Annotated in this window: 27 protein-coding genes and 1 CRISPR repeat array; of the genes, 13 read left to right on the plus strand and 14 right to left on the minus strand. The window is 56.4% G+C overall.

The window, feature by feature from the left end; all coding sequences use genetic code 11:
• The first annotated feature begins 8 nt into the window (after nt 1-8).
• The 6 genes from CKV99_RS09720 (at nt 9) to CKV99_RS09745 (ending at nt 5,847) form a co-directional block, all read left to right on the plus strand.
• Nucleotides 9-680 (plus strand): DMSO/selenate family reductase complex B subunit, encoded by a 672-nt coding sequence (locus CKV99_RS09720; protein ID WP_092256374.1) that lies wholly within the window; start codon nt 9-11, stop codon nt 678-680.
• Nucleotides 681-694: 14 nt separating this feature from the next.
• The gene (locus CKV99_RS09725; protein WP_092256377.1) at nt 695-1,636 is read left to right on the plus strand and encodes a dimethyl sulfoxide reductase anchor subunit family protein; all 942 of its coding nucleotides are present in this window, start codon (nt 695-697) and stop codon (nt 1,634-1,636) included.
• The gene (locus CKV99_RS09730) at nt 1,636-2,235 is read left to right on the plus strand and encodes a TorD/DmsD family molecular chaperone (RefSeq protein WP_092256380.1); all 600 of its coding nucleotides are present in this window, start codon (nt 1,636-1,638) and stop codon (nt 2,233-2,235) included. The genes CKV99_RS09725 and CKV99_RS09730 overlap by 1 nt, the downstream gene beginning before the upstream one ends.
• Nucleotides 2,236-2,245: 10 nt before the next feature.
• Nucleotides 2,246-2,809 carry a DUF1707 SHOCT-like domain-containing protein gene (locus tag CKV99_RS09735; protein ID WP_092256382.1) on the plus strand — a complete coding sequence of 188 codons (564 nt, stop codon included), beginning with the start codon at nt 2,246-2,248 and terminating at the stop codon, nt 2,807-2,809.
• A gap of 115 nt (nt 2,810-2,924) precedes the next feature.
• Nucleotides 2,925-4,166, plus strand: a complete 1,242-nt coding sequence (locus CKV99_RS09740) for an amidohydrolase (protein ID WP_092256385.1) — start codon at nt 2,925-2,927, stop codon at nt 4,164-4,166.
• Between the two features lie 52 nt (nt 4,167-4,218).
• A complete protein-coding gene (locus tag CKV99_RS09745; protein WP_197697182.1) occupies nt 4,219-5,847 on the plus strand; it encodes an MFS transporter in 1,629 nt (542 codons plus the stop codon).
• Nucleotides 5,848-5,961: 114 nt separating this feature from the next.
• On the opposite strand, the gene rplO is transcribed toward CKV99_RS09745, so the two are convergent.
• The 6 genes from rplO to rpsH are packed head-to-tail and all read right to left on the minus strand — an operon-like array spanning nt 5,962 to nt 8,641.
• On the minus strand, nt 5,962-6,411 hold the full coding sequence (gene rplO / locus CKV99_RS09750) for a 50S ribosomal protein L15 (RefSeq protein ID WP_092256391.1): 450 nt from the start codon (nt 6,409-6,411) through the stop codon (nt 5,962-5,964).
• Nucleotides 6,412-6,419: 8 nt separating this feature from the next.
• Entirely contained in the window at nt 6,420-6,605 is a 186-nt protein-coding gene (gene rpmD / locus CKV99_RS09755) for a 50S ribosomal protein L30 (RefSeq protein ID WP_092256393.1), read from the minus strand.
• 3 nt (nt 6,606-6,608) lie between these two features.
• On the minus strand, nt 6,609-7,241 hold the full coding sequence (rpsE, locus tag CKV99_RS09760; RefSeq protein ID WP_092256395.1) for a 30S ribosomal protein S5: 633 nt from the start codon (nt 7,239-7,241) through the stop codon (nt 6,609-6,611).
• A gap of 40 nt (nt 7,242-7,281) precedes the next feature.
• Nucleotides 7,282-7,686 (minus strand): 50S ribosomal protein L18, encoded by a 405-nt coding sequence (rplR, locus tag CKV99_RS09765; RefSeq protein ID WP_092256399.1) that lies wholly within the window; start codon nt 7,684-7,686, stop codon nt 7,282-7,284.
• 2 nt (nt 7,687-7,688) lie between these two features.
• Nucleotides 7,689-8,225, minus strand: coding sequence for a 50S ribosomal protein L6 (rplF, locus tag CKV99_RS09770; RefSeq protein WP_092256402.1), 537 nt, complete (start codon nt 8,223-8,225; stop codon nt 7,689-7,691).
• 17 nt (nt 8,226-8,242) lie between these two features.
• Nucleotides 8,243-8,641 (minus strand): 30S ribosomal protein S8, encoded by a 399-nt coding sequence (gene rpsH, locus CKV99_RS09775; protein ID WP_092256405.1) that lies wholly within the window; start codon nt 8,639-8,641, stop codon nt 8,243-8,245.
• 465 nt (nt 8,642-9,106) lie between these two features.
• Here rpsH and CKV99_RS09780 point away from each other — a divergent pair, with 465 nt between their 5' ends.
• The 4 genes from CKV99_RS09780 to fdhD all read left to right on the plus strand — a co-directional run bounded on the left by CKV99_RS09780 (nt 9,107) and on the right by fdhD (nt 13,900).
• Nucleotides 9,107-11,413, plus strand: a complete 2,307-nt coding sequence (locus CKV99_RS09780; RefSeq protein ID WP_092256407.1) for an FdhF/YdeP family oxidoreductase — start codon at nt 9,107-9,109, stop codon at nt 11,411-11,413.
• A gap of 92 nt (nt 11,414-11,505) precedes the next feature.
• Nucleotides 11,506-12,738: an amidohydrolase gene (locus tag CKV99_RS09785; protein WP_092256409.1), complete on the plus strand. Its 1,233-nt coding sequence runs from the start codon at nt 11,506-11,508 to the stop codon at nt 12,736-12,738.
• 41 nt (nt 12,739-12,779) lie between these two features.
• Nucleotides 12,780-13,073: a DUF6457 domain-containing protein gene (locus CKV99_RS09790; RefSeq protein ID WP_092256411.1), complete on the plus strand. Its 294-nt coding sequence runs from the start codon at nt 12,780-12,782 to the stop codon at nt 13,071-13,073.
• Entirely contained in the window at nt 13,073-13,900 is an 828-nt protein-coding gene (gene fdhD / locus CKV99_RS09795) for a formate dehydrogenase accessory sulfurtransferase FdhD (RefSeq protein WP_092256414.1), read from the plus strand. The genes CKV99_RS09790 and fdhD overlap by 1 nt, the downstream gene beginning before the upstream one ends.
• A 30-nt stretch (nt 13,901-13,930) precedes the next feature.
• On the opposite strand, the gene CKV99_RS09800 is transcribed toward fdhD, so the two are convergent.
• The 7 genes from CKV99_RS09800 to CKV99_RS09830 form a co-directional block, all read right to left on the minus strand.
• Nucleotides 13,931-14,650, minus strand: coding sequence for a DUF2786 domain-containing protein (locus CKV99_RS09800; RefSeq protein WP_092256417.1), 720 nt, complete (start codon nt 14,648-14,650; stop codon nt 13,931-13,933).
• Between the two features lie 296 nt (nt 14,651-14,946).
• Nucleotides 14,947-15,618: a CRISPR direct-repeat array (repeat unit 36 nt; unit sequence GTTTCAATTCGCTTTTAGCGAGACTTCGTCACTGAC).
• Nucleotides 15,619-16,064: 446 nt separating this feature from the next.
• Nucleotides 16,065-16,853, minus strand: coding sequence for a formate/nitrite transporter family protein (locus tag CKV99_RS09805; protein WP_092256419.1), 789 nt, complete (start codon nt 16,851-16,853; stop codon nt 16,065-16,067).
• Between the two features lie 299 nt (nt 16,854-17,152).
• A complete protein-coding gene (gene rplE, locus CKV99_RS09810) occupies nt 17,153-17,731 on the minus strand; it encodes a 50S ribosomal protein L5 (RefSeq protein WP_092256422.1) in 579 nt (192 codons plus the stop codon).
• Nucleotide 17,732: 1 nt separating this feature from the next.
• A complete protein-coding gene (gene rplX, locus CKV99_RS09815; RefSeq protein WP_092256425.1) occupies nt 17,733-18,047 on the minus strand; it encodes a 50S ribosomal protein L24 in 315 nt (104 codons plus the stop codon).
• A 4-nt stretch (nt 18,048-18,051) separates the two neighbouring features.
• Complete coding sequence (rplN, locus tag CKV99_RS09820) at nt 18,052-18,420, minus strand: 50S ribosomal protein L14 (RefSeq protein ID WP_092256428.1); 369 nt, start codon at nt 18,418-18,420, stop codon at nt 18,052-18,054.
• A 569-nt stretch (nt 18,421-18,989) separates the two neighbouring features.
• The gene (locus CKV99_RS09825) at nt 18,990-19,850 is read right to left on the minus strand and encodes a hypothetical protein (protein ID WP_092256431.1); all 861 of its coding nucleotides are present in this window, start codon (nt 19,848-19,850) and stop codon (nt 18,990-18,992) included.
• A gap of 62 nt (nt 19,851-19,912) precedes the next feature.
• Nucleotides 19,913-20,542, minus strand: a complete 630-nt coding sequence (locus CKV99_RS09830) for an NAD(P)-dependent oxidoreductase (protein ID WP_092256434.1) — start codon at nt 20,540-20,542, stop codon at nt 19,913-19,915.
• Nucleotides 20,543-20,638: 96 nt separating this feature from the next.
• Here CKV99_RS09830 and CKV99_RS09835 point away from each other — a divergent pair, with 96 nt between their 5' ends.
• On the plus strand, nt 20,639-21,007 hold the full coding sequence (locus CKV99_RS09835) for a winged helix-turn-helix transcriptional regulator (protein ID WP_231910008.1): 369 nt from the start codon (nt 20,639-20,641) through the stop codon (nt 21,005-21,007).
• Between the two features lie 61 nt (nt 21,008-21,068).
• Here the strand turns inward: CKV99_RS09835 and CKV99_RS09840 are convergent, their stop codons facing one another.
• Complete coding sequence (locus CKV99_RS09840; protein WP_092256440.1) at nt 21,069-22,847, minus strand: binary toxin-like calcium binding domain-containing protein; 1,779 nt, start codon at nt 22,845-22,847, stop codon at nt 21,069-21,071.
• A gap of 151 nt (nt 22,848-22,998) precedes the next feature.
• Between CKV99_RS09840 and CKV99_RS09845 the strand changes: the two genes are divergently transcribed.
• The gene (locus CKV99_RS09845) at nt 22,999-24,669 is read left to right on the plus strand and encodes a GTPase domain-containing protein (RefSeq protein ID WP_331712830.1); all 1,671 of its coding nucleotides are present in this window, start codon (nt 22,999-23,001) and stop codon (nt 24,667-24,669) included.
• A complete protein-coding gene (locus CKV99_RS09850; RefSeq protein WP_092256443.1) occupies nt 24,662-26,257 on the plus strand; it encodes a GTPase family protein in 1,596 nt (531 codons plus the stop codon). The genes CKV99_RS09845 and CKV99_RS09850 overlap by 8 nt, the downstream gene beginning before the upstream one ends.
• The last annotated feature ends 15 nt before the right edge of the window (nt 26,258-26,272 follow it).

Genomic DNA, 26,272 nt, shown 5'->3' on the forward strand with positions numbered 1-26,272 from the left:
AAACCACAATGGCCAACGAAACCAAAAATACTACTTCTGATGCAGGCAAGGACCGCGTGAACAAGCGCCTCGGCTTCTACTTCGACCAAACGCTGTGCAACGGCTGTAAGGCCTGCCAAATCGCGTGCAAGGATAAGCACGACACCCCAATCGGTGTGAACTGGAGGCGCGTGGTGGAGTATTCAGGCGGTGACTGGGCCACAAACTCTGATGGTGTGATGCAAAATAGCACCTTCACCTACTACACCTCCATTTCCTGCAACCACTGCGATAACCCAATATGTACCCAAGTCTGCCCGACAACCGCGATGCACGTCGGTGAAGACGGCGTAGTAACCGTCGACCCAGATAAGTGCGTAGGGTGCCGCTACTGCGAATGGGCGTGCCCATACTCTGCTCCGCAGTTCAATGTGGACAAGGGCGTGATGACAAAGTGTGACCTGTGCGCCGATTATCGCTCGGAAGGCAAAGAGCCGGCTTGTGTGGCCTCGTGCCCATCGCGCGCTTTGGACTGGGGCCCGATTGATCAGTTGCGCGAAGAGCACGGCGATGTCAACGGCATCGCACCACTTCCTGATCCATCGCTGACAGAACCACGCCTGACGATGAGACCGCACAAAGATGCCAAGCCGTGGGACCGTTCTGAGGCTGGCGAGATTGCCAACCCTACCGAGGTTTAAACAGAGGTATAACCATGAATCTGCACGAGTGGCCGTTGACGTTTTTCACGGTCTTTGGACAAATGGCGGTCGGCGCATTCTTCGTCTTGGGCTGTATCACCGTGTTTGGGCGTTTGCGTTTTTCAAGCAACGCGATTGACCGCATCTGCGTTCCCGCCCTGTATGCCATCGGCCCGATCATGATTGCGGGCTTCGTTTTGGCGTTCTTTCACCTTGGCAACCCTCTGAACGCACCCAATGTGATCCGCAACATTGGCTCGTCCGGTTTGACCCAGGAGCTGGTAGCAGGGTGTGTTTTCGCAGGTCTTGGGTTCCTGTTCGCCGCCTCCCAGTTCTTCGACTGGTTTACAGTGCGTGTACGCGCCGGGATCGCGGTACTTACTGCGCTAGTCGGCCTCGGGTTTATTTACACCATGGCGAACCTCTACATGCTTCCCACCATCCCGGCGTGGAACCGCTGGACAACCCCGGCCTCGTTCTATCTGTCGGGTGCTGTCACTGGCCTTCTGGCAATTGCTGTCGCACTGACCGCATATAACTGGCTAGAGGATTCTCCGCTGATTAAGCGGCTCATCCCGTCTGCGCGCAATGCTGATCAAACCGAGGAGCAGAAAGAGGAGGTGTGGGACTTAATCTCTGCCAGTTTGCGCTGGATCGGCATCGCCTTAACTATTGTTGTGCCGTTGATCTTTATCGTGATGGTCTTTATTCATTCACGCCCGGCTGGCCCGAATGAAGCCGAATTCGCTTTCAATACCACCGCGTTTGTGATCCGTATTTGCCTCCTGTTGCTTGGTGCTTTTATCGTGGGACTCATTTTGGCGTTTGGGAACCGTCGCACTCGCCCGAGCGGGCTGAATATGACGCTGATTACCGTCGCCTATATCGCTGTGGTGATCGCCGAGTTGGTTGGCCGCTTCCTGTTCTACGGCGCTATCGACAAGGTAGGAATTTAATGGAGGCAAATCGCGCACAGCGGTTGGCAATCGCGGCCGACATCGTTGGCCAGCTTTTTCTCGAGGCCCCGCGACCTGCGCTAGCAGCCGCGCTTCACGACGAAAAGTTCTTGCGGGACTGGCCGCTTGACGACGACCACTCCCAAGCAGCTACTCAGATGCTGCGCTCTGCCTCACCAGATTCTGCTGATGAGCTTAAACGCGATCACCTCTACTTGTTCACCGGCATTGGTGCTCCGCTCGCCCAGCCATATGAGTCGCCCTACTTCTCCCCCGATGGCCTAGTCTTCGATTCCGCAACCGCGGAGGTCGCTGAGATTTACCGCCAGGTCGGGTTTTCCACCGGCACCGACGCAATGCCTGCCGACCATATCGGTTTCCAACTGTTGTGCGTGGGGCATATCGCCCGCCAGATTACTGCCTTGGCGCCCTCAGTCGGCGCGTACACGGAGATCCTGCGAAGCTTCGTCGATAAGCATCTCGGCCGGTTTAGCGAGCATGTCCTTGTAAGCGTGGAAGAACATGCACGTAGCTCCATTTATCAGGCCCTGCCGGGGCTGACGCGCGGAGTGATCACTACCACGCTCACGCTGTGCTAATTTGAACCCCATGGACGACCTTTCCTCCTCCCCAAAGCGCATTCGTATTGGTAACCGTGAACGTAGTGAAGCCCTTGATCAGCTGAGTACTGCCTTCACCGAGGGTTATCTCGACGTGTATGAGTTCGATAGCCGCACCGCTTCTGCTGCTTCTGCGGAGTACCAGGATGAGATCTCCGTGCTTTTCGACGACCTGCCAGACCTTAGCGACGGCACGCAGCCGACAGCTGCAACCATGCCGCCACATAGCCTGGCCCAGGTGCCAGTAAGCAGTGCCGCAGTAGACCTCGATGATGTAATGGCTCGGGGGAAGAAAGTCGCCGTCGCCGATGCAGCCATCTGGACCGTGACAATGGCCGTTTTCTTTTTAGGCTTGTTTGTATTCCAGTGGAATTATTTCTGGCTCGCCTTCATAGCCGGTGGCTTAGGCTCAGCCGCTGCTCGGGCGGTGATAGGGCTAAGCGACGAGGAAGAAGAGGTTTACGAGGAGCTTGAAGAGGCAGAGCGTAAACAGCGCGCGGAGCGACTCGAAATAGCAAAACGTCGACGCCTGGAACTTGATTCCGGAAAATGAACATCAGGTTACGATAAGTTTAACTTTTGTGAAATTGCAGGGATTACAGTCACTAAAACCAAGATAAGTGGCGAACTCCCTAGCAATCGACACCGCAAGGTGTAGATTTTAGGTTATGGAGACATTCAAACAGCCAATTGACCAAATCCTTTCCACCCTCGACGAAACCAGAGCAGAGCGAGAAGAACTCCTCAAGTTCTTCCACCAAAACCCTGAGCTGTCCATGCAAGAAGATGCCACCTCGGCAAAAATCAGGGAAGAACTCGAACGCTACGGCGTTGACTACACCCGAGTAGGACGCACCGGCCTCGTCGCCACCATCGAAAACGGAGACGGCCCGATCGTCGCAATGCGCGCCGACATTGATGCCCTTCCAGTCAAAGAAGCTTCAGGCAAAGACTTCGCTTCAACCGCAACTCAAGTGGACGAACAAACTGGGACAGAGGTCCCCACGGCTCACGCATGCGGCCACGACTACCACCTCATGTGCCTGCTAGGTGCCCTCCAATCTTTCAAAGAGAACACAGACAGTTGGAGTGGCACATTCATCGGTGTTTTCCAGCCAGGTGAGGAAACGGCCTCCGGCGCGCGTGACCTGGTGGAGAACAACATTCAAGATGCCATGCCACGTCCAGATGTGTACCTCGGCCAGCACGTCCTCGGTTCGCTGCCAGGGGGTTTCGTCGGCACGCGCCGCGGACCTGTCCTCTCACAAGCTTTTTCGGTGAAGGTAGAAATCTTTGGCAAGGGTTCACACGGCTCCATGCCCGAGCTTGGCGTTGACCCAGTAGTGCTCGCCTCAACTATTGTCACCCGACTGCAAACCATCGTCTCCCGCGAGGTAGCAGCGCGCGAAACCGCCGTTGTTACCGTTGGATCAATCCACTCCGGAACCAAATCCAACATCATTCCCGATTCCGCCGAACTTCTCATCAACACTCGCGCCTACAGCCAAGAAGTCAGCGACCATATCCGGGAAGCAATCGAACGACTCGTACGCGGCGAATGCCAGGCAGCACGCAGCCCACGCGAACCAGAGTTCACGTACTACGACGTATACCCCCTGACCGACAATGACGGGGATGCAACTGACACCGTGCGGGAAGCCTTTGATTCCTACTTCGGGGAAGAGTCCATTGACCTTAACCCAATTCCAGCGTCGGAAGACTTCTCCATTGTTCCAACCCATCTGGGAGTCCCCTACACCTACTGGGGGCTTGGTGGCTTCGCAGACCAGGCAAATGCGCCAGGAAACCACAACCCTGCTTTCGCACCTGACCTGCAGCCCACCCTCGACCGAGGAGCAGAAGCAATCGTGGTTGCAGCTTCTCCGTGGCTGTGTCGCACTACCAACTGAACATGTCATGCAGCCGTCTCCGGGCGGCCCTTCTCTAAAAAAGGATTTAACCGTGCAATCAACACTGCAAAACACTCAGCAATTCAAAGGTAACAATTCCGCTTTGACGGGTATTGTTCTCGCCGTTGTTACCTTCTGGCTGTTCGCCCAAACAACGCTGAACATCGGCCCAGCGATGGGATCCGATATTGGCACCCCACCTGCAATCATGAACATCGCCATTTCACTTTCGGCGCTGTTCTCCGGCATGTTCATTGTTGTGGCCGGTGGCTTCGCCGACAAAATTGGCCGTGTAAAAGTTGCCAACTGGGGAAATATCTTAAACATTATTGGTTCCCTACTGGTTGGCCTCGCTGTCAGCGGTGACATCGGCACAGGCATGCTCCTAGTAGGCCGTATTCTGCAAGGATTATCCGCAGCCTTCATCATGCCATCCACAATGGCGCTGTTGAAGACCTACTGGGAGGGTAAAGACCGCCAGCGCGCAGTCTCCATGTGGTCGATGGGTTCGTGGGGTGGATCTGGACTGGCAGCCGTCTTCGGTGGTGTGATGGTTACCTCCATGTTCGGATGGCGTTCCATTTTTATCATGTCCGCCATCATCTCGGCGATCTCCATCCTGCTGATGCGACAAATCCCTGAAGATGCCCCGGCGAAAGACTCCCCCAAGAAAACCGACTGGCCGGGAATCATCACTCTGGCACTGTTCGTTCTATCCTTGCTCCTGGTAGTTACCCAAGGCTCCGTAATTGGGTGGACGAACTGGATCACCTGGGCCCTTATCGGCGTGGTGGTGATCTCGCTCACCGCTTTTATTAAGGTTGAATCCGGAAACCCCAACGCGCTCGTTGACTTCAATTTGTTCCGCAACCAAGTCTTCACCGGTGCCACAATTTCCAACTTGATGATCAACGCCACTGCGGGCTTGATCCCCATCTCCCTCTGGGTGATCCAAGATGCTGCTGAATGGAACGCTACACAAGCCGGCTACCTTACAATTGGTTACGCCGTGTTCATCATCGCGTTTATTCGCGTTGGTGAGAAATTGTTGCAGAAATTCGGTGCGAAAAAGCCGATGCTATGGGGTGCGATCATCGTGATTATCTCCATCGCAATGCTACTGTTCACCAATACCATGGCCTCTACCTATGCAGTCCTTGTGGCAATCTCGTACTGCCTGTTCGGTCTCGGCCTGGCGTTCTACGCAACTCCATCCACCGATGCTGCGCTATCGTCTCTGCCCGACGAACAAGCTGGAGCTGGTTCTGGCGTGTACAAGATGGCTTCCTCTCTCGGCGCCGCTTTCGGTGCCGCAATCCCAACATCCATCTATGTCGCGATGAGCACATCGGATTCCACCATGCTGGGCAACGTCATCGAGTTCACTGGCCGCCAAGACAATGCGGTGGTCCGCGAAGCAGGCATGTTTGGCATGTTTGCGATCCTCATCATGGCACTTATCGCACTGTCCTCTATCATCCTGTTCGTCCCCAATGATGCTGGCTCCAAGAAGTCTGATAAGGCACCGACCAAGGCTACCGAGCTCATGCTTGAAGCCGAAGAGGAAATTGCCCGCCTGGAAGCACAGATCGCGGAAGCTCAGACTGGCATCGAGAGTGCTCGCGAAAAGTACGCGACGGCGAAGGCAGCTGCAGAAAAGGAAGGACTGCCAGCCTCATAAGAGTTTCGCTCCTGCACAATTTGTGCGGTGCGCTCTTGAGCTCTTAAACACAGCAGCGCCCCACACCATTAAGGTGTGGGGCGCTGTCTTCGTCGTCAAGCGCGACCTGAAAACTTAGGCCTCGGTGACGGAACCTCCAGCTGCTTCAATCTTTTCCACTGCAGACTTGGAGAACTTGGTTGCGGTGACGTTAAGCTTAACGCCTAGGTCGCCGCTGCCCAGGACCTTGACAGGCTGGTTTTTGCGAACCAGGCCAGCTGCGACAATGTCTGCAACTGCGATGTCTCCTCCCTGTGGGAAGGCTTTTTCGAGGTCTGCAACGTTGACTACTTGGTAGACAACCTTGTTGCGCGCCTTGAATCCCTTCAGCTTTGGCAGACGCATGTGAAGTGGCGTCTGGCCACCTTCGAATGCGTGTGGAACCTGCTTCCGCGCCTTAGTACCCTTGGTACCGCGACCAGCAGTTTTGCCACCTTTACCAGCTTCACCGCGACCGACGCGGTGCTTTGGCTTGTTTGCACCCTTTGCTGGGCGCAGATCGTGGAGCTTAATAATGTCGCTCATTGTGTAACCTACTCCCCTGCAACTTCTTCGACGGTGACCAAGTGGCGCACCACGAGGATCTGGCCGCGAGTAGCCGCGTTGTCCTTCTTGACAACAGACTGGCCGATCTTGCGCAGGCCAAGGGCCTCAAGGTTTGCACGGTGCTGTGGCTTGGTACCGATCTTGCCGTGCTTCAAAGTAATCTTCAAAGCCATGGTTTATGCCTCCTGTCCTGCGCGTGCGCGCAGCATGCGAGCTGGGGCAACCTCTTCGAGGGACTTGCCGCGCTTCGCTGCAACCTCTTCTGGGCGAGCCAGATCCTTCAATCCCGCAACGGTCGCCTTCACGACGTTGAGCGCGTTGTCGGAACCGAGGGACTTGCACAGGATGTCCTGCACGCCAGCACACTCCAGCACTGGACGTGCCGCGCCACCGGCAATCACACCGGTACCCGGAGCTGCTGGGCGCATCATGACGATGCCTGCTGCGGCTTCACCCTGGACTGGGTGCGGGATGGTTCCGCCAACCATAGGGACGCGGAAGAAGTTCTTACGAGCCTCTTCGGATCCCTTCTGGATTGCGGCAGGAACTTCCTTGGCCTTGCCGTAGCCTACACCGACCATGCCCTGGCCGTCGCCCACGATAACGAGGGCGGTGAAGGACATGTTGCGGCCACCCTTAACGGTCTTCGCGACACGGTTGATGGAGACTACGCGTTCGATGTACTTGTCGCGATCGTCGTTCTGGCGACGGTCGTCGCGGCGGCCACGGCCACCACGCTCGTTGCGGTTGTTCTTGTTGTTCTGGTCTTCGGCGGAGCGTCCGCCGTCACGCCGTTCACGTCCCGGCATTACGCATTCCTTCCGTTGATGTTCATGGTCATGGTGGTCATTAGAACTTCAGCCCACCTTCACGTGCAGCGTCTGCCAGAGCGGCGACGCGGCCGTGGTACTTGTAGCCAGCGCGGTCAAAAACGACCTGTTCGATGCCGGCTTCCTTTGCGCGCTCAGCGATGAGCTGACCGACCTTTGCAGCCTTGGCCTTCTTGTCGCCCTCTGCGGAGCGGACATCTGCTTCCATGGAGGAAGCGGAAACCAGGGTGTGACCGGCCAGGTCGTCGATGACCTGAACGTGCATGTGGCGGGAGCTGCGGTGCACCACGAGGCGTGGTGCCTCTGGGGTGCCCCGCAAGGTTTTGCGAATGCGGAAGTGGCGACGAGCGCGTGCCTCGCGTCGGCGGCTGGAAATATCCTTGCCGATGGGGGTGCGCTTGGTGTTCTCTGCAGTATTGCTCATGCTTACTTACCCGTCTTTCCGACCTTACGACGAACCTGCTCGCCCTCGTAACGGATGCCCTTACCCTTGTATGGGTCATCCTTACGCAGACGGCGGATATTTGCCGCGACCTGGCCTACCAGCTGCTTATCAATGCCTTCGATGGAGAGCTTGGTGTTGCCATCAACAGCGAAAGTGATGCCCTCTGGCGCTTTGATGAGAATCGGGTGCGAGTAACCGAGAGAGAACTCAAGGTCCTTACCCTTCATCTGCACACGGTAACCAACGCCGAAGATCTCCATGTTGATCTTGTAGCCCTCGGTGACACCAACAACGAGGTTGTTAACCAAGGAACGAGACAGACCATGCAGCGAGCGGTTCTCACGCTGGTCGTCTGGGCGGGAAACAACAATCTCGTTGTCTTCCACAGCGATAGTGATAGGTGCCGGGATCGTCCAGGACAGGGACCCCTTTGGCCCCTTGACATCGACGTCTTGGCCATCGATCTTGACTTCGACGCCACTAGGGATTGCGATAGGTTCCTTACCTACACGTGACATATGTTCTTACCTCCCTATTACCAGACGTAAGCGAGGACTTCCCCGCCTACGCCCTTCTCGCGAGCCTCACGGTCGGTCAGCAGGCCCTGGGACGTGGAAATAATAGCCACGCCGAGGCCGCCGATCACCTGAGGAAGGTCGGTGGACTTTGCGTACACGCGCAGACCTGGTTTGGAAACACGGCGCAGGCCAGCAATGGACGCCTGGCGAGACGGACCGTACTTCAGCTCGAGGGACAAGGTCTTGCCGACCTTCTGGTCCTCGACGGTGTAGTCAGCGATGTAGCCTTCTTGCTTCAAGATCTCGGCGATGCTCGCCTTAAGCTTGGAGGAAGGCATGGACACGGTGTCGTGGTGCGCATTGTTAGCATTGCGCACGCGCGACAGCATATCCGCGATTGGATCTGTCATGGTCATGGAAGTGACCGTTACCTTTCTCGTTGCGGTTCCGACCCACCAATGGCGTTTTCCGTGTGATCTCTCGGGGGCGACTCTGCGCGTCACGCACTCAGTAGCGTGTGATGCTCGCTGCCCAATCCATACACTCGGTCCGCATGCTGGCGAGGGGCCTGCAACAAAGTTGGAAATTCTATGTACTTGGCGGCCTTGGGCACGCTCGTTTACGGGCACAAGTCCGACGTTCGACGATACACGTGATGCGCCTCAGAACAAAATCCAGTTCCGGGCCCTTTTCCGCCACGGAAAAACCAGGAGGCACCAGAGAAACCAGAGGATAAACCAGAGGATATCGCCACTACCCCTGCTTGTGCGCCAGACCTTATTACGCCAGATATATTGGTTTAGCTTGGAATTTAGGTTTACACGACCACAACCCGGGATTTATGTTTTCACAGTCCGTAGAAAATCAGTACTCTAGCGGTTATGACCGCACCATCTGAAGTCTCATCTGAAGTTTCACGTTCAAATCCTGTAGCGAATAAATTCGATAATCCTAAGGTTGGCAACCAAGTCAAGGGCGCCGCCGGCGTTGGGGGTGTGCTGCACGCGATGCAGCACGCTGTTCCCAATCATGCGGTAGGCACCCTCCTCAAGCTGAACAAGCACGGTGGCATCGACTGTCCTGGCTGTGCATGGCCAGAGCCACCACAGTCCGAGCTTGGCATCGTGGAGTTCTGCGAAAACGGCGCTAAAGCAATCGCGCAGGAAACCACGGGCACTCGCGTGACCCGTGAGTTCTTCGCTAACACTACCATCCAGCAGATGCGCGAAATGACTGATTACGAGCTTGACCAGCTCGGCCGTCTGCAAGAACCAATGCTGTATGACCGCTCTCGTGGCGACGAAAAATACCACCCCATTACTTGGGATGAGGCTTTCAAGCTGATCACAGAGCAGCTGCTCAAGACAGAACCTTCTCGCGCGCACTGGTACACCTCCGGTACCGCCGTCAACGAGTCCGCATACGCTTTTGGTCTGCTCGGCCGCCGTCACGGCTCCAATAACCTGCCGGACTGCGCCAACCTCTGCCACGACTCCACCGGTGTCGCTTTGGCGAAGACTGTCGGCGTGGGCAAGGGCTCTGTCACCATGCATGACTTCCACAACGCTGATCTGATCATCTCAGTGGGACAGAACCCAGGCACCAACCACCCACGTGCGCTATCCGCGTTCCACAAGCAGAAGGAAAATGGCGGCAAAATGATCGCCATCAACCCGATGCCCGAGACCGGTTTGATGAAGTTCAAGGAGCCCCAGTCTGTCAAGGGTGTCTTGAATATTCCCGACAAGCTTGCCGACGAATACGTGCAGGTTCGCCTAGACGGCGACCGAGCACTCTTCCAACAGATCAACCGCGAACTTATTCGTCGTGACGCTCTTGACCACAAGTTCTTGGACCAGTTCTGCTCCAATGTTGATGAGACCATCGCCTACCTCAAGTCGCTTGACGACGCCCAACTGGAACGTGGTTCTGGTATTCCGATGTCGCAGGTGCGCAAGATCGTCGACTACGTAGAGAAGGCAGAGACCGTCATCGTTGCGTGGACTCTGGGTGTCACTCAGCACAAGAACGCTGTGAACACGATCCAGGAGATGGTGAACTTCATGCTACTCACCGGCAACTATGGCAAGCCGGGTGCAGGTTCCGCACCGTTTCGTGGACACTCCAACGTGCAGGGGGACCGCACCATGGGTATCTCCGAGAAGATGCCAGAGTGGTTCCTGTCCAACCTGGAGAAGGAATTCGGTTTCGACGTTCCTCGGGAACACGGACGTGGCTCGGTGGAAACTGCGATGGCACTGCGCGACGGCGAGTCAGACTTCTTCATGTCGCTGGGTGGCAACTTTGTTCGCGCCATGTCGGACACCACCGCGGTGGAAGACGGCATGAGCAACAACCAACTGACCGCCCACATGTTGACCAAGCTCAACGCGACGTGCGCATGGCCTGGTGAAAAGGGTCTGATCTTGCCGGTACGCTCCCGCTCCGACTATGACCCGCAGAAGTCTGGGCCGCAGATGACCTCCGTCGAAGCATCCGACTCGAAGATTTCTGGGTCCCGCCCGAAGCGCAAGGCTAACAGCGACCTGGACATAAAGTCCGAAGTTGATGTGATCTGCTCCGTCGGCCGCGAGACTTTCGGCGATGACTTCTGGCAGCCGATGATTGACGACTACGGCGTGATCCGTGACCACATTGCTAACACCATCCCAGGTTTTGAGAACTACAACGAACGCCTCGAGCGCCCAGGTGGGTTCATGCTGCCGCACGCTGCCCGCGAGCGCATCTTCAACACCTCCGACGGTAAGGCACAGCTAACCATCAACGAGACCAACACCATTGAGCTCGAAGAGCACCAGCTGCTGCTGTCCACCGTGCGCAGCCACGACCAGTACAACACCATTTCCTACGGGCTCGATGACCGTTACCGTGGTGTACGCGGTGGCCGCCGCGTACTCTTCATCAACAAGGTTGACCTGGACAAGCGTGGCCTGAAGGATGGCGACTTGGTTGATGTGGTGTCGGTCTACGAGTCTGGTGAGCGTCGTGCAGAGAACTTCCGTCTGGTCGAATATGACCATGCGCGTGACTGCGTGTCTGGCTACTTCCCTGAGCTGAACAACCTGGTTCCTCTCGAGGAGTACGCTCACGGTTCTGAGACCCCAACCTCGAAGTCCGTGGTTGTCCACCTCGAGCCACTGGGCCGTAACGCCCACGACATGAAGTAACCGAAGCTTCTTAAAGTGCACCCACCGCGCCGCACCGGCGCCGTGGGCGTTGTCGTTTCGGGCGCGTATGCTTAAACCCAAACACGAAAGGAATGACCATGAGTAGTGTGCAAACGATCATCGGCCACCTCGACACCACCAGGGACCACCGGGAAAAGCTCTATAAGCACTTCCACCAACACCCAGAATTGTCCATGCAGGAGCATGCAACTGCAGACAAGATTCGTGCAGAACTCGACAGGCTGGGTATCCCCCACCACACGGTTGGAGGCACGGGTGTTGTCGCCACCATCGCAAACGGCGAAGGCCCTGTCGTTGCTACACGTGGCGATACAGATGGCCTACCGATGCAGGAAGACTCGGGCAAAGAGTATGCCTCCACCGCTACACAAGTGGACGAAGCTACCGGCAAGGAAGTCCCTACTGCGCATTCCTGTGGGCACGACATTCACATTATGAGCCTGCTTGGGGCGCTCGAAGCCCTTAATGCCACCAAAGACGCATGGTCGGGCACTTTCATCGCAGTATTCCAACCGGGCGAAGAGACGGCTTCGGGTGCCCGTGCCATGGTTGACGATGGCATCGCTGAACTCATTGGCACCCCAGACGTGTATTTGGGCCAGCACGTTTTAGGCACCCTTCCGCTCGGCGCGGTGGGCACCCGCGTAGGACCGACATTGTCGTCTGCATTTTCCGTCAAGGTCACTATTCATGGCAAAGGTTCACATGGTTCGATGCCAGAACTCAGCGTAGACCCGGTGGTCACGGCAGCGTCGATCGTCGGCAAGCTCCAGACGATTGTGTCACGCGAAGTTGCAGCGGCAGAAACAGCTGTGGTGACTGTGGGCGCGATCCACGCTGGCAGCAAGTCCAATATCATTCCAGATTCGGCTGAACTACTGATCAACACCCGCGCCTACACCGACGCCACCGGCAAGCACCTGCGTGAGGCGATCGAACGACTCGTGCAAGCAGAGTGCCACGGGGCGCGCTGCCCTCAGGAGCCTGAGTTTGAGTATTACGACGTCTACCCTTTAACCGACAACGACGCCGACACCACAGCACGCGTTCGGGAGGCCTTCAATAAGTACTTCGGTGACCAGGCCATGGATTTGGCACCCGTTCCTGCCTCGGAAGATTTCTCCATCATCGCTGATGCAGTAGGAGCCCCCTATACCTTCTGGGGTTTAGGCGGTTTTGAGGACTACGAATATGCCCCAGGCAATCACAACCCGGCATTTGCCCCAGACATCCAGCCCACATTGGATCGTGGCGCTGAAGCTATCATCGTAGCGAGTTCGCCGTGGCTAATTGGAGACATATAATGGCATGTCACGCACACTTTTACAACGAGAGGTAAGAAGAGATGGCCAAAGATAGCCCACAGGAAATCGCATCCACGCACGAGTGGTTGAATCAAGCATCGCAGACCCTGCAGATTTCGCCTGAGCTAACCCGCGAGGTGTTGGGCGACCTGCTCGATCTAACAAAGAATGTCGCACATGGCCCTTCGCGCCCCGCCGCGCCTGTCACCGCATTTTTAATTGGGCTATCCACCGGGCAGGCACAGGAAGCAGGAACGAGTGAGGAGGACCTAGCGGCAGCGGTGCGCGAGCGCATTGCACAGATCAACGCAACGCTCGGGGAGTACCAAGACTAGTGGGACGCATCACCCGCAACTTCGCCGTCACAAAGGTCACGCTTGACGACGACAACATCACTACTGACACGCGAGCAGACAGTGTCACAGTGGAAGAGCCGCTAGAGATACGCAATGGTGGACAGACGCTGACCACCACGATGCGCACACCGGGCAACGATATTGAGCTGGCCCACGGATGGCTCTACGGCGAAGGCATCATCACCGCTGCCGCCCAGGTGTCTGAGGCCCGCTACTGCGCTGGAGCTACCGGCCCCGATGGGCAGAACACGTACAACGTGTTGGAACTCAATGTGTTCACCCAGCAACCGATCGGCCCCGAATTCATCCGTTTAACCACAACCACGAGCGCTTGCGGGGTGTGTGGTACGACCTCAATCGAGGAGATCATGGGCAAAGCGGTTAACCCGATCTCGCCTATCCAGCTCGATGCGCGTCTGGTGTTGGAGCTACCCGAGAAACTTCGTGCAGGCCAGAAACAATTCCGCAAGACCGGCGGGATTCACGCCGCCGGCGCCTTTGATGTGGAGGGCAATCCGGTAGTGATCCGCGAGGACATTGGCCGCCACAACGCCGCCGACAAGGTAATCGGCCACATGCTCATGGAAGGCCTCCTGCCTGCCAAGGACCACGTTCTGGTGATGAGCTCACGTGCTTCCTTTGAGCTGGTACAGAAGGCTGTTATGGCTGGGTTCAGCGGGCTGGTCGCTGTGTCTGCGGCCTCCTCCCTTGCCGTCGAGCTTGCGCGTGAGGCCAACATGGCCTTGGTCGGTTTTGCCCGCCCGGGCCGCTTCAACCTCTATTCTGGCAAGCTTCGTGGCGTCTAGCGCTACAGGTCTAGCGCTACGGGTAGTGGACTAGGACGGCAATGCTGGCCGTTGGCGCAGTCTGGTCTGCCCCAGATCGCTTAAATCACCAGCGTCCATCCCGTTGTAGTAGGCGGTGGCGTTCATTGCCCGCTGTGACTGCTTCGACGTGGCGCGGAGGTTGTTGTCTTCCAGGTAGTTGTCGCGGGCCTCAGTTGCACGGGTGGCATCGTCGATAAGCGCAAGCTCGTAGCCGGCCGATGCTGCCGCCACTGTCTCTTCCGCCTCCGTCAGCCGCGCCGCAACCTGCGAGGCAAAGCCGGACATAAACGAGCGCCGCAATACCACCGTGGAGTACCCCGGCTGTGCTGGCTGGTCCAGGCCTTTGGCCACCATCTGCGGCATGAGCATGCTAAACAGCAGAACAAGGCGCTTAACGTGGCGGCGCAACCCAAACACCATGACCTTTTCCACCTTTGTCGAATTGCGCACGCCCACACTTAACGCCTCGCAGTGCAAAGCTGCGGCCAAGGCCGACAATAATAGCGCCTGCATGTCCGTATAAGCCCCGCTCAACTCGATTTCCTCCATCGCAATGGCATCGCCATCGTCGGCCTGGCTGAGATCCCGCTCATCAAAACCGTAAGTGGCCATGAGGTCGAAGGCTTTGGAGTAAAACACATCGCCTTCCGGTGTGCCGGACCGGTCTGCTGCTTGGTTGAGTAATTTCTGGACTCGTTGCTTAATCTTGTCAATGGAATTGGTGTTCATCGTTCCCCCGATGGTCTCAGTGCTTAACGACGACCAGTTGGTGCCGCTACTTCCTATTCGTACAACAATATGCTGACACGCGCGCCCAGGTGCCTCTCAACCTGTGGATAACTGAGCACCTGTGGATAACCACACGGCCTGCGGCCCCAAGTTGCCCTAGTCCGCAAATCCCCTCCACCCACCACAAACAAACGCTGAGTGTGGAAATCACACTATGGAAATGAGTGTGTTGGAGGAAAAATTCGCTGCGACACACAGAAATCTGCAGTGTGACTTCCACACTCAGGACGCACGGGTGATCCATTCGCTTTTAGCGAGACTTCGTCACTGACAAAGGCGTGCCGTATTTAATGCAAAGTGTCAGTCAGTTTAAATTCGCTTTTAGCGAGACTTCGTCACTGACAGGCCGATGATCCCGACATTAACGCTCTCTACAGGTTTCAATTCGCTTTTAGCGAGGCTTCGTCACTGACGAGATTCTCTCGCGCCGCTGGCCGAAGGCTCGTGGTTTCAATTCGCTTTTAGCGAGACTTCGTCACTGACTCATCAAGATTAACCCTGGGGTTTTCGTCGGAAAGTTTCAATTCGCTTTTAGCGAGACTTCGTCACTGACTCCTAGCGGCAGGGTCTTACATTAGCAGCAACTGCTGTTTCAATTCGCTTTTAGCGAGACTTCGTCACTGACCCCGTTAGTCGGGGTATACAGGCTAAAGAAGACAGTGTTTCAATTCGCTTTTAGCGAGACTTCGTCACTGACCAGGAAGCGAATTTATCTGAAGAGATCCTGCATGCAGTTTCAATTCGCTTTTAGCGAGACTTCGTCACTGACCTGTCCGGATTTACCGAAAAAGAAAAGGAGTAAGGTTTCAATTCGCTTTTAGCGAGACTTCGTCACTGACTTCACAAGACCTCCGGCTTCGGCCGGAACATGAGTTTCAATTCGCTTTTAGCGAGACTTCGTCACTGACCCTACCCGATTTTTATGCCCTTTGTCCAGCGGAAATAGACACCGTTTACACACCAGGCCCAAAAACGCACCTAAAGTCCACCTCCAAAAGACCCAAAAACCACATAACCGCAGGTCAAGGAACTACACACCAGAGGGGGGTATGAGCCCCTCCAGCTACCGGATATTGGCTATTTATATTCATCCTGGGGGTGATGCACACACCCAGTAGCCCATGGTTCCACCACGAAAGGCTACACCACAAACCACATAGCACCACAAACCACGCGACACCACCATCAGGTTCCTCACCAACAAGGCTTCAGCATCAACAGCCTGTCACAGATGTCGTCGATGAGCGCCAATAATGATGCCCTCAACATTAGAAGACGACCCTTCACAAGTCTTTTGGTTTAACCTTCATGCATGCCTGTGGATAACTACACCACCTGCGACCCAACGAGCGTGTTAGTCCTTGTAGACATACTTGGTCTTGTTCAGCCAAGCGTAGACGCCACCGATGAGCAGACCACCGCCGACGAAGTTACCCAGCCACACCATCAGCCAGTTCAACGCAATCGCACCGACGGTGAAGTTGTCCGGGAGCGGGTTAGCAAACAAGGTGATAGACATCAGCGAGAAGTTTGCAATAACGTGTTCGAGACCCAAGCCAACAAAGATCGCAATGATAGGGATAATCACAAAGAACTTAGACACAAAGTCCTTGGCGTAAAGCGCTGCGACAATGGCCATGTTGACCACGAAGTTAGCGCCGATGGCTTCAACAAAGGCCTGCCATGGGCCCTTGTCAAGCTTGCCTTCAGACAAGGTGGAGATCAGGTGGGTATTATCCATGTCACCCAACTTGGCTGATTGGCTCATCAAAAGACCTACCAGTAGTGCTCCGATAAGGTTAAAGAAAGTGGTAACAAAGACAAACCAGATGGCTTTGCCCCACCCGATTTGCCCGGTGGTGGTGCCATAAGAGGCGAACATCATATTGCCAGTAGCCAGGTCCGTGTTGAGGATCACGATGGAGAACAGGCCCAGGCCAAAAAGGGACGCGAAGACCAGCGCACCGAGGCCATGTCCCGGCGCGATAGACTCCGCAGTTTGGCCGGCGACACCAGCAAAAGCGGTACCCAGGGTGAGGTAGACGCCAGCGAGGACCGACCGGACACCGAAGCGTGGTTTGTCATTGTCCAGCAGCTCGATCTTTTTGTTGACACTAGCTTCGGCAATATCGTTCAGCGCCACGTGTGGTCCTTTCGTTGTGCCCCTACCTCCACAAAAGCAGTCGAGCGATAGGAGCTGGACATGGAAACGCCAAAAAGTATAACGTTTCCGCTATATTGCTATCGAATTAACAGCCGTCTTTCTCCCCATGCGGGGGCAACAAAATGATTGAGTCTTAGTGCATCAATTGACTTAGTGCATCAATTTCAGCGATGCTACATCACCTGCTCGCACACGAGACGCGAAAAGCGCCAACCCTTGGTGGGGCTGGCGCTTCATGATTGAGCAACGTGGTTCTTTTTCCGTAGTCGCGTAAGCGACTACGCCTGCTGCATCTTGCCGTCTTTATCCTTGAACGGGAAGCCCAGGTGGCGCAGCAGCGCACGGCCTTCATCGTTGTTGGTCGCGGTGGTCACAACGGTGATGTCCATACCACGTGGACGGTCGATCTTGTCCACGTCGATCTCATAGAACATGGTCTGCTCGGTCAGGCCGAAAGTGTAGTTGCCGTGGCCGTCGAACTGCTGATCACTCAGGCCGCGGAAGTCGCGGATACGTGGCAACGCCACGGTCAGCAGACGGTCCAGGAACTCCCACATGCGGTCGCCGCGCAGGGTAACCTTGGCACCGATTGGCATGCCTTCACGCAACTTGAAGTTTGCGATGGAGGACTTTGCGCGACGTAGCTGAGGCTTCTGGCCGGTGATCGCCGTCAGATCTTCAAGTGCGCCGTTGATGACCTTGGAGTCGCGAGCAGCGTCGCCTACGCCCATGTTGACTACGATCTTGGTCAGGCCTGGGACCTGCATGATGTTGTCATAACCGAACTCTTCGCCCATCTTGCCGCGGATTTCTTCGCGGTAGCGGGCCTTCAGACGCGGGGTGTAATTATCAGCCATCTTAGATGTCCTTCCCGTTCGACTTGGCAACGCGAACCTTCTTACCGTCTTCATCAAAGCGGTAGCCGATGCGGGTTGGGGTGCCGTCGGAATCCAGAATCATCACGTTGGACACGTGGATCGGAGCCTCCTGGGTTACGATGCCGCCGGATTCAGCGCCACGCTCAGTAGCAGAGTTGGCAACGTGCTTCTTGATGCGGTTAACGCCCTCAACGAGGACCTTATCGCGCTTCGGGAAGGCCTGAATGACCTTGCCCTGAGCGCCCTTATCTGGGCCAGAAATAACCTGGACCATGTCACCCTTTTTGATCTTCATGTGACTAGATCACCTCCGGTGCGAGAGAAACGATCTTCATGAACTTCTTGTCACGAAGCTCACGAGCAACCGGGCCGAAGATACGGGTACCGCGTGGCTCATTGTCATTCTTAATAAGAACAGCTGCGTTCTCGTCGAACGAGATATAAGAACCGTCTGGGCGACGGGTTTCTTTCTTCGCGCGCACGATGACAGCGCGAACAATCTCGCCCTGCTTAGCGTTACCGCCTGGGGCTGCTTCCTTCACGGAAGCCACGATGGTGTCGCCGATACCGGCGAAGCGTCGAACAGAACCACCGAGGACACGGATGCACTGAATTTCACGCGCACCAGTGTTGTCGGCGACCTTCAGACGCGATTCTTGCTGAATCACTATGGTCTCCTGACCTGGATTAATGTGCGCCTGATTTCCGTCCAGAACGCACGTGGTCAATGTCTAACGATGCCTGGCATAACAACGAACAAGCGCTCGCAGGCTCGCGCCCGACAAGACGATGGCACGAAACTACACAAACGTGTCGCAGGGTCTCGGCTTCAGCGCTCGGAAATCAACGCATCGTGCCGACCAGCACAGACAACCCGGATATTAAAGCACGAATCTGGCTTCATATACAAATTGGTTCAAACTACCGAGCTCCAGCTGCCCGCCCCGGCTGCCCCGCCAGCCCAGCCCGCCTGCCGGCCTGGCCCAGCCAGCCAGCCACCCCCGCCCGCCAGCCCGGCCAGCCAGCCCACAGAAGGAAGTATTCACACTTTGAGGACCGTCACTTGCGTCCCACATTCGTCGTTTCTGTGACAGGAGTGATTGACCTCAAAGTGTGAATACTTCCTTTTGTTAGTTGGCCAGCTTTTGTTAGTTGGCCAGCTTCTGTTAGTTGGCCAGTCTTTGACCCAGCCTTTGAGGCGCAGCCACTGCATCAAGCTCACAGCATCAATCTGCATCTAGCCCACAAGCGTGGCGCCCGGCAAGTGCTCGTCGATAAGCTCCTGCACGCGCTCGGAAGAAATACTTGGAGCATCGTTACGGAACTTAACCTCTACCTCCGTCTGCCCGTCAACATCGCGCACGGCAACAAGGGCGACTTGTTCAAAGTCATCCTCAGCCTCCAGCTCAGCCATCAGCGCAAGCGCAGGGGTGACCATCTCAGGCGTTGCACGCTGCAGGCTCAAGCGCGGGCCGGTTTCCTTTTCGTCCTGGAAGTTGACGTACGGCTGCGCATCGTAGTACGGCACGTAGGTAGCGACGATCTGCTCAATCCGCTGGTCCGACTGCGCCAACTCAGCCCAGCCCACCATGGGGGTGAGATCAATACGGTCGGAGCGGTTACCAGCACCGGTATCAGCATTGTTGACCACCATGTTTACTTGAGAAACGCCGTGCACAGGTTCTGCGAGCAACCCAACTATCCAGTCATTATCGGCGCGGGGATCAATCTGGTAGCTGGTGGGCGGGTTCTCCGAAATAATCCATCCTGTGAAATAGGAGGGATCTTGCGGATCGTCGGACCATCGCGAAACCAGGAAGTTGGAGGCAGCAGTAATCGCTTCTGTGTCATCTGGGGCCACATTTGCCCGCGAGGTCACACCACGCCACGCATTGGTCTTCACCTCGGTGTCGACGGTGACATTCACATTAGCCAGTTCCTTCTCCGCTGCCTCCTGTGTTGCTGCCACTTCGTCGGCTGCGCGTAGCTCGGGGCTCGGCCCTTCTCTATTGGTCCACCACCACACCGCGGCGATCGCAGCGGCAGCGAGCACGATCACAATGATTAAAGCTAGGGCGCGTGACGACGAAGACTTCATGCTTGAAACCTTAGCAAGGGGCGCATCAGGGGGCTGGCCGTTTCACGTGGTGTTAGAATTCATCACCGCGTAAGAAGCGAGATGCGCTCCTGATTCAGGTTGTCCTGCTCGATGATGTCTACTAGCGCCTCCGCGAAGTCCGCATACGTCATAGCGGATTCTCCGGCGTCGTTCGTTGTAAACACGTCTCTGGCTACGATGTAGTCACCTTTGCGCTCGCCTTCAGCCTGGAAATCCAACGGAGGGGAGACATAAATCCAGTTCACCTTGTCACGCGAGCGCAAGTTATCAAATGCGTGCGCCATAGCGGAGGCGAGCGGTTTGAATGGTGCGGGCATCATTGCGCTTTCCCACAGCGCTTCGCCCTTATTCTCGTCGACGAGGAGGCTTCCTGCACTGCCCACGATGTACAACTTTGTTGCAGTACCTTCTATCGCATCTGCGAGGGCTCTGGTGACCTCGTCGTGCTGATCCAGCTCATTTTCTTCCCAGATTCCTACGGCATTGACGACGATGTCGAATGAGCTGAGATCCGCAGCAACGATCTCCCTTGCGTCCTTGAGCACAACGTGATGGGCTGGTGTTTCTTTTTCGCTTCGTATAAAAGCGGTGACCTCGTGTCCGCGGCGAGCTGCCTCGGAGGCGATCAGGGACCCTGTGCGTCCTGCGGCCCCGATTATTGCAACCCTCATGGGTGTTCCTTTCGCTCAGGTTTTAGCCTTAAACTTACTAAAGGTAACATTGAAAATTACTTTAGGTAATTAATAACCTTGAGGTGAGGCGGTAGCATGAAAGTAAGTATGGGAACAGATCATCAAGACGCGGGCGCACATCCCCCGCGCTGCCCGGTGGAAACCTGCTTGCTTGTCTTAAACGGCAAATGGAAGCCACTGATCATGAGAGAACTACTATCCGGTAAGAAACGCTTCGGCGAATTACACAACGGTGTCAGGGGAGTTTCACAAAAGGTTCTCACCAGCAACCTAAAAGAAATGGTGGTGCAGGGGATCGTTGAGCGGACAGCCTATGCAGAAATGCCACCCCGAGTTGAATATGAATTGACAGAACTAGGGCAATCTTTGTCTACCGTGATAGAAGCCATGTGGGCTTGGGGAGAAAACTACCAACAAAGCCAGGCTGAGGACAGCAAGAGCTAAGGAGCTGGAATCAGGCAAGAGGATCTGCTGCCAAGGCTACGGTGAACGCTAGCAGCTACTGCTAGTCCTTCGGCGGATGGTAGGTGTAAGGGATATTGTTCTTGTCCAAAAGGTCAAGAATCTTTGGATCAGCGCCGGTTTTTCCATCTTTGTTGGGGAAGAAGTGCCAATGGGCGCTCTTAATGGTGCCTTCCTTAACAGCGAATGCATCAGTACGAATCTGACGTGCTAATGCGTCGGTATAGACATGGTATCCCGACTTCGATTCATGAGCTACGCCATCCGCAACTACATCAAAGTACCTCATTGTCGGATTACATACTCGTTTACAATTGCCGGTGGGAAAACTAACTTGGGTTTCCACCGTTCGAGAACGTGGCTTTACGATCTGCTCTAAATTATTCTCTGCATCCTTCCACGTCCCTCGTGGCACGGAAGAACCTTTAACATGTCCTCGCCGTAGCATTGCAAAATGTACTGATATGGCAGAGCCACCAGAAGCCTGCATACGAAGAATTTCTTTGTCAGAGAACCCCTTGGCTTTAAGTTCCTCCCACTTTTTGCCCAGGACTGTTTTATGAATTTCAACTTGGACCTTCTCCGGAAGACGGCTTTTGGCCACTGCAGTGAGAACTTTGTCAGTTTGCCCAGGGAATCGCTTGAGAAACTTCGTCACTTTTGCCACAGCGACAGAGGTGTCGCCCATGTAGGGAACTACCCCGGTGGCATTCACTGCAGCCTCACCCCAACGCCTGTGGTGCACGTTAGCCAGGAGGTCTCGTAGGTCAAGGATCGCGCTCAAAACCCAGCCAGCAACGGGTATTGCACCAACACCCACAGACATCAAGTTGCCCATCAGCCAGGAAACCGAGTCTCCCTCAGACCAGTCGCCGAGGAGAAAGCCCCGAGCAAAGTCACGGGCGTCATCTTCTCGCGACCTTTTCTCGTCGTAGAACAGTGGGTCTAAATCCTCGGCTTCGGCATTTTGGATCTCGTAAAGATCATCAAAACCGTCTCCGTCGGTATCAGCGTCTAGCGGGTTAGTGTTGTGGTGCAGCACTTCGCGACTATCCCGGAGTCCATCCCCATCGGTATCTTTTGCAAATGGGTCCGTCCCTGCATCTAGTTCGCGCAGGTCATCAAGGCCGTCGCCATCAGAATCAACCTTTGTGGGGTTTGAAATCCACTGGTAAATTAGCGAGCCATCTTCTTGTTCCTCCGGGGTTCCAGCTTCAAGCCCATCGGAGATTCCGTCACCGTCAGTATCGGCATTCATAGGGTCAGTGGAGTAGGTGCGCCCATCAGCGGCTTCCCACCCTTCAAGCTCTGTCTTGTCATCAAGACCATCGTCATCTGAATCAGCTTTGACCGGGTTAGTCACACCTTCGTATATGGTGTCGTACTCCTCGCCCTCGACGATGTTTCCAGCTTCTTCACCGTCACTCAGCCCATCACCGTCAGTATCCGCGAGCAGCGGGTCGGTTCTAAACACTTCTCCGCTTGCTGTTGTCCATCCGGCAATTTCCAATTCGTCAGGAATGCCATCACCGTCAGTATCAACCCACTGCTCAGGCAGGGCCTCGCTCGTTGGCACTGGAGCTACGGTAGTAGAAGTTGTTGGGGCAGGAGTTGGAGTCTCAACTACTTCAAAGACGGGCTCACTGCGATTAGCTACAGCTACAACCGCGCCGATAACCAAGGCGACAACTAAAACTGCTGCGCTGACCACCACGACCAGCGGAAGCCGGTTCACTGCTGTGAAACTACTGGCGGTTGCTGAGTCTTTATCTTGCGGCTCTTGCGGTGGCGCTTCTTGCGCCGACTCTTGTTGATGCTCCATGGCACAGTCCTTCGCTCCAGGGGAAAAACGATGGGGCAAAACGATGGGGAGATACTTCCGACGTGAACTGGCAAAGTACCGAAAATGCATGCTACTTCAACCTTTTCCAGCCGCCCAGACCACCGCTCTCAATCTCTGCAAGAATGGTTATGTGACTTCACCGACATATTCCGCTGTTGAGGCCCTCCGCGACACAATGGCCGCAACGACGTTGCCTACCTCGCCTGAGGCTGAAGCAGAGGCACGTGCCATCGTGGCCCAGCTCGACGACTACATCCTGCCCCGGCTCGCCAATATTGATGCCCCACTGCTGGCCGTTGTTGGTGGCTCCACCGGTTCAGGCAAGTCCACGTTGGTCAACGCGATCGTCGGCAAGCAAGTAACTACCGCAGGCGTGATTCGCCCCACCACACGCCAGCCTGTGCTTGTGGCTAACCCGGCGGACCAGGAGTGGTTCAATTCCCCACATGTGCTGCCCGGCCTGGCCCGCGAACAGGGTGCTCCGGCAGCTAACGCCGAGGCCACATCGTTACGCGTGACGACGACAGACTCGCTCGACCAGGGCCTAGCGCTTCTCGACGCTCCCGATTTCGACTCCATTGATGACAAAAACCGCGCGCTAGCCTCCCAACTGTTGGCAGCGGCCGACCTGTGGGTGTTTGTGACTACTCCTGCACGTTACGCCGACCAGCTGGTGTGGAACTTCCTCAACGATGCGGCAGGCCGCAATATCGAAGTCATCGTGATCTTGAACCGCGTCGACGAAGATTCCATGGCAACAGTGCCCGATGACCTACGCCGGATGATGGAGCAGGCTGGTCTAGGTGATGCCACCATGTTCGTGGTGCCCTACACCATCGACTTCGATATTTTTCTGCCGGACCAGCCCATCGCCCCGATTCGTGACCACCTGCGCCACCTCGCTGGCGATGCGTCAGCCCGGCGCGCGATGGCGGCTAAGACGGTTGAGGGAGCGCTACGCACACTGTTGGGGCGTGTCGACGCGGTGGTAGAACAGAAGGCAGACAATGAGGAATTTGCCCGGCACTTGAGCCAAGCGATTGAAGCGCACTACCAGCGCGCTACCAAGCACGTGATCGACGCCACCAGTGATGGCAAACTGCTGCGCACCGAGGTGCTGCAGCGCTGGCAGGACTTTGTGGGTACATCGGATGCGTTTCGTACCATTGAGCGTTGGTATTCCATGGCCGTAGACCGGATTGGCAGCTTCTTTAGCGGCCAGCCTGCGCCCGTGCAGGAGGTTGAGACAGAGATCGAGTCCGGTTTGCACGCCGTGATCGTTGACGCAGGCGATACAGCAGCCACGCGTACGTGGTCGCACGTGGGTCAGGTGGCACCGCAGCTGCGCGCTGAGGCAGACCCGAAGTTGTCGTCGTCAAGCGATGATCTTTCCGACAAGGCAGCGCAACTGGTGCGCGACTGGCAAACCGCCCTGATGGAGTATATTCAAGACACTGCTGGTGAGAAGCGGATGCGGGCGCGGGTGCTTTCGCTGGGCCTGAACGTGGTCACCGTGGCGCTGATGCTGGTGGTTTTTGCCTCAACGGCTGGCCTGACTGGCGGCGAGATCGCGATTGCGGGTGGCTCTGCGGTCGTCGGCCAGAAACTGCTGGAAACCATCTTCGGGGAGGAGACGGTGCGCCGGATGGCGAAGTGGGCGCGCGATGACCTTGACCAGCGTTTGGCCGAGCTTTACGACGTTGAACAGGCCCGCTACAACGAGGTTCTCGCGCCGTTGGTTACGGGTGCCTCGTCTGATGAGCTGCGCCAGGCCGCTGCGGAGGTGTGCTTCGATGTTTAGGAATAAGGCCACGCTCAATGAGCGTCTTGAGGCATTAGACCGCGCCGTTGAGCTGGGTGAAGGTTACCTCACGCCCACGGAGATCGAACGGCTGGAATCCGTGGCGCAGGCGGGTGCGCAGCGGCGCGCGTTGAGTGCCGAGCACACCGTGGTCGGTTTCTTCGGCGCTACCGGCTCGGGCAAAACCTCCCTGTTCAACGCGGTTGTTGGTGAAGACCTTGGCAAGGCCGCCGCTCGTCGCCCAACCACGTCTTCTCCCCTTGCGGCTGTGTGGGAGCCACGCGGCTCCGAAGAGTTGCTGGACTGGTTGGAGGTGGAGGACCGCCGCACTCGTGAAGGCGAATTCGCCCCAGGTGCAGGGCCATTGATCCTGCTGGATCTGCCCGACTTTGACTCGGTGGAACCTGTGCACCGCGAGATCACCACACGCCTGGCCGGCCAGGTTGATGTGCTGGTGTGGGTTTCTGACCCGGAAAAGTACGCCGACAGCGTGATCCACGATCACTTCATTCGCCCCCATGCGGCCCACTCTGCGGTGACGCTGGCTGTACTGAACAAGGCTGATCTGCTCAAACCGGAGGATCAGAAGACAGTGGCTGATTCTTTCGGCCAGCTTCTGCGCGAAGACGGATTGCAGAAGGTCAAGGTGATCCCCGTCTCCGCGAAAACCGGAATGGGGATTGATACCGTGCGCAAAGCTATCGCGCGTGTGGCCGCCGCGCATTCCGCTCAGACCAAACGCATTGAGGCTGACCTTAACGCGGTGACCGAGCCCTGGGTGGCCTCCGGGACCATAAAAGAGGTACCGAAGTCGGCGAAGAAAGAGATGGATAAGACACTCACCCAGGCCGCCGGCGCCGAACGCATCGGTGACGCCACCGCCAAGGCGTACCGCAAACGCCTTGGCGAGCGCACCGGCTGGCTGCTCACTTCGTGGATCACCAAATTGCGGCCGGACCCGCTGCGCCGTATGGGCTTACGCGACGAAGCCGACGAACTCGGTGTGCACCGCACCTCCCTGCCCGAACTCGATGCGTCGAGTAAGGCGGTGGCAAACAGGGGTGTGCGCGGCTACGCCTCTGCAGTGGCGGACGGCTTGCCGGCCGCGTGGGCGTCGGCCGTCGCCGACACAGCAGAAGACATTATCGATGAGATGCCCAAACACTTAGACCGCGCGGTTGCAGGCACTCGCCTGCCTGCCCAACCATCAAAAGCGTGGGGTCTGCTCACCGTCGTCCAATGGTTAGCGCTGCTCGCCGCTCTTGTCGGCGTGCTTTGGTATCTTGCAGTGGCCTTCATCCCTGGTGCGCTTGCTCCCCTTTTGGGTAATGATCTTGTCCCCGACGTTGAAGGCTGGCCCCTCCCCACCCTCCTAATCCTGGGCGGCTTGCTGCTGGGAATTGTGCTGGGCCTGGTTGCAGCCGTGTTCGGCGGGGTGATCGGCTCCGGCATTAAGCGGCGCACCAAGCGAGCGCTGCGGGGTAACGTGGCCGACATGTCCGCCGACAAGGTTGTGGCTCCACTAGGAACCGTGCGCGACCATTACGTCCAATTCCAAAACGAAATACGTACCGCCGCAGGTGTCTAAGCCTTCAGGGTGACT

It is taken from the genome of Corynebacterium cystitidis, from assembly GCF_900187295.1.
Lineage (GTDB): Bacteria > Actinomycetota > Actinomycetes > Mycobacteriales > Mycobacteriaceae > Corynebacterium > Corynebacterium cystitidis.

Coding starts and splice junctions, on each gene's coding strand:
- CKV99_RS09720 (WP_092256374.1), top strand. CDS start 9: ATGGCCAACGAAACCAAAAATACTACTTCTGATGCAGGCAAGGACCGC.
- CKV99_RS09725 (WP_092256377.1), top strand. CDS start 695: ATGAATCTGCACGAGTGGCCGTTGACGTTTTTCACGGTCTTTGGACAA.
- CKV99_RS09730 (WP_092256380.1), top strand. CDS start 1,636: ATGGAGGCAAATCGCGCACAGCGGTTGGCAATCGCGGCCGACATCGTT.
- CKV99_RS09735 (WP_092256382.1), top strand. CDS start 2,246: ATGGACGACCTTTCCTCCTCCCCAAAGCGCATTCGTATTGGTAACCGT.
- CKV99_RS09740 (WP_092256385.1), top strand. CDS start 2,925: ATGGAGACATTCAAACAGCCAATTGACCAAATCCTTTCCACCCTCGAC.
- rplO (WP_092256391.1), bottom strand. CDS start 6,411: ATGAGCGACATTATTAAGCTCCACGATCTGCGCCCAGCAAAGGGTGCA.
- rpmD (WP_092256393.1), bottom strand. CDS start 6,605: ATGGCTTTGAAGATTACTTTGAAGCACGGCAAGATCGGTACCAAGCCA.
- rpsE (WP_092256395.1), bottom strand. CDS start 7,241: ATGCCGGGACGTGAACGGCGTGACGGCGGACGCTCCGCCGAAGACCAG.
- rplR (WP_092256399.1), bottom strand. CDS start 7,686: ATGAGCAATACTGCAGAGAACACCAAGCGCACCCCCATCGGCAAGGAT.
- rplF (WP_092256402.1), bottom strand. CDS start 8,225: ATGTCACGTGTAGGTAAGGAACCTATCGCAATCCCTAGTGGCGTCGAA.
- rpsH (WP_092256405.1), bottom strand. CDS start 8,641: ATGACCATGACAGATCCAATCGCGGATATGCTGTCGCGCGTGCGCAAT.
- CKV99_RS09780 (WP_092256407.1), top strand. CDS start 9,107: ATGACCGCACCATCTGAAGTCTCATCTGAAGTTTCACGTTCAAATCCT.
- CKV99_RS09785 (WP_092256409.1), top strand. CDS start 11,506: ATGACCATGAGTAGTGTGCAAACGATCATCGGCCACCTCGACACCACC.
- CKV99_RS09790 (WP_092256411.1), top strand. CDS start 12,780: ATGGCCAAAGATAGCCCACAGGAAATCGCATCCACGCACGAGTGGTTG.
- CKV99_RS09800 (WP_092256417.1), bottom strand. CDS start 14,650: ATGAACACCAATTCCATTGACAAGATTAAGCAACGAGTCCAGAAATTA.
- rplE (WP_092256422.1), bottom strand. CDS start 17,731: ATGGCTGATAATTACACCCCGCGTCTGAAGGCCCGCTACCGCGAAGAA.
- rplX (WP_092256425.1), bottom strand. CDS start 18,047: ATGAAGATCAAAAAGGGTGACATGGTCCAGGTTATTTCTGGCCCAGAT.
- CKV99_RS09825 (WP_092256431.1), bottom strand. CDS start 19,850: ATGAAGTCTTCGTCGTCACGCGCCCTAGCTTTAATCATTGTGATCGTG.
- CKV99_RS09830 (WP_092256434.1), bottom strand. CDS start 20,542: ATGAGGGTTGCAATAATCGGGGCCGCAGGACGCACAGGGTCCCTGATC.
- CKV99_RS09835 (WP_231910008.1), top strand. CDS start 20,639: ATGAAAGTAAGTATGGGAACAGATCATCAAGACGCGGGCGCACATCCC.
- CKV99_RS09840 (WP_092256440.1), bottom strand. CDS start 22,847: ATGGAGCATCAACAAGAGTCGGCGCAAGAAGCGCCACCGCAAGAGCCG.
- CKV99_RS09850 (WP_092256443.1), top strand. CDS start 24,662: ATGTTTAGGAATAAGGCCACGCTCAATGAGCGTCTTGAGGCATTAGAC.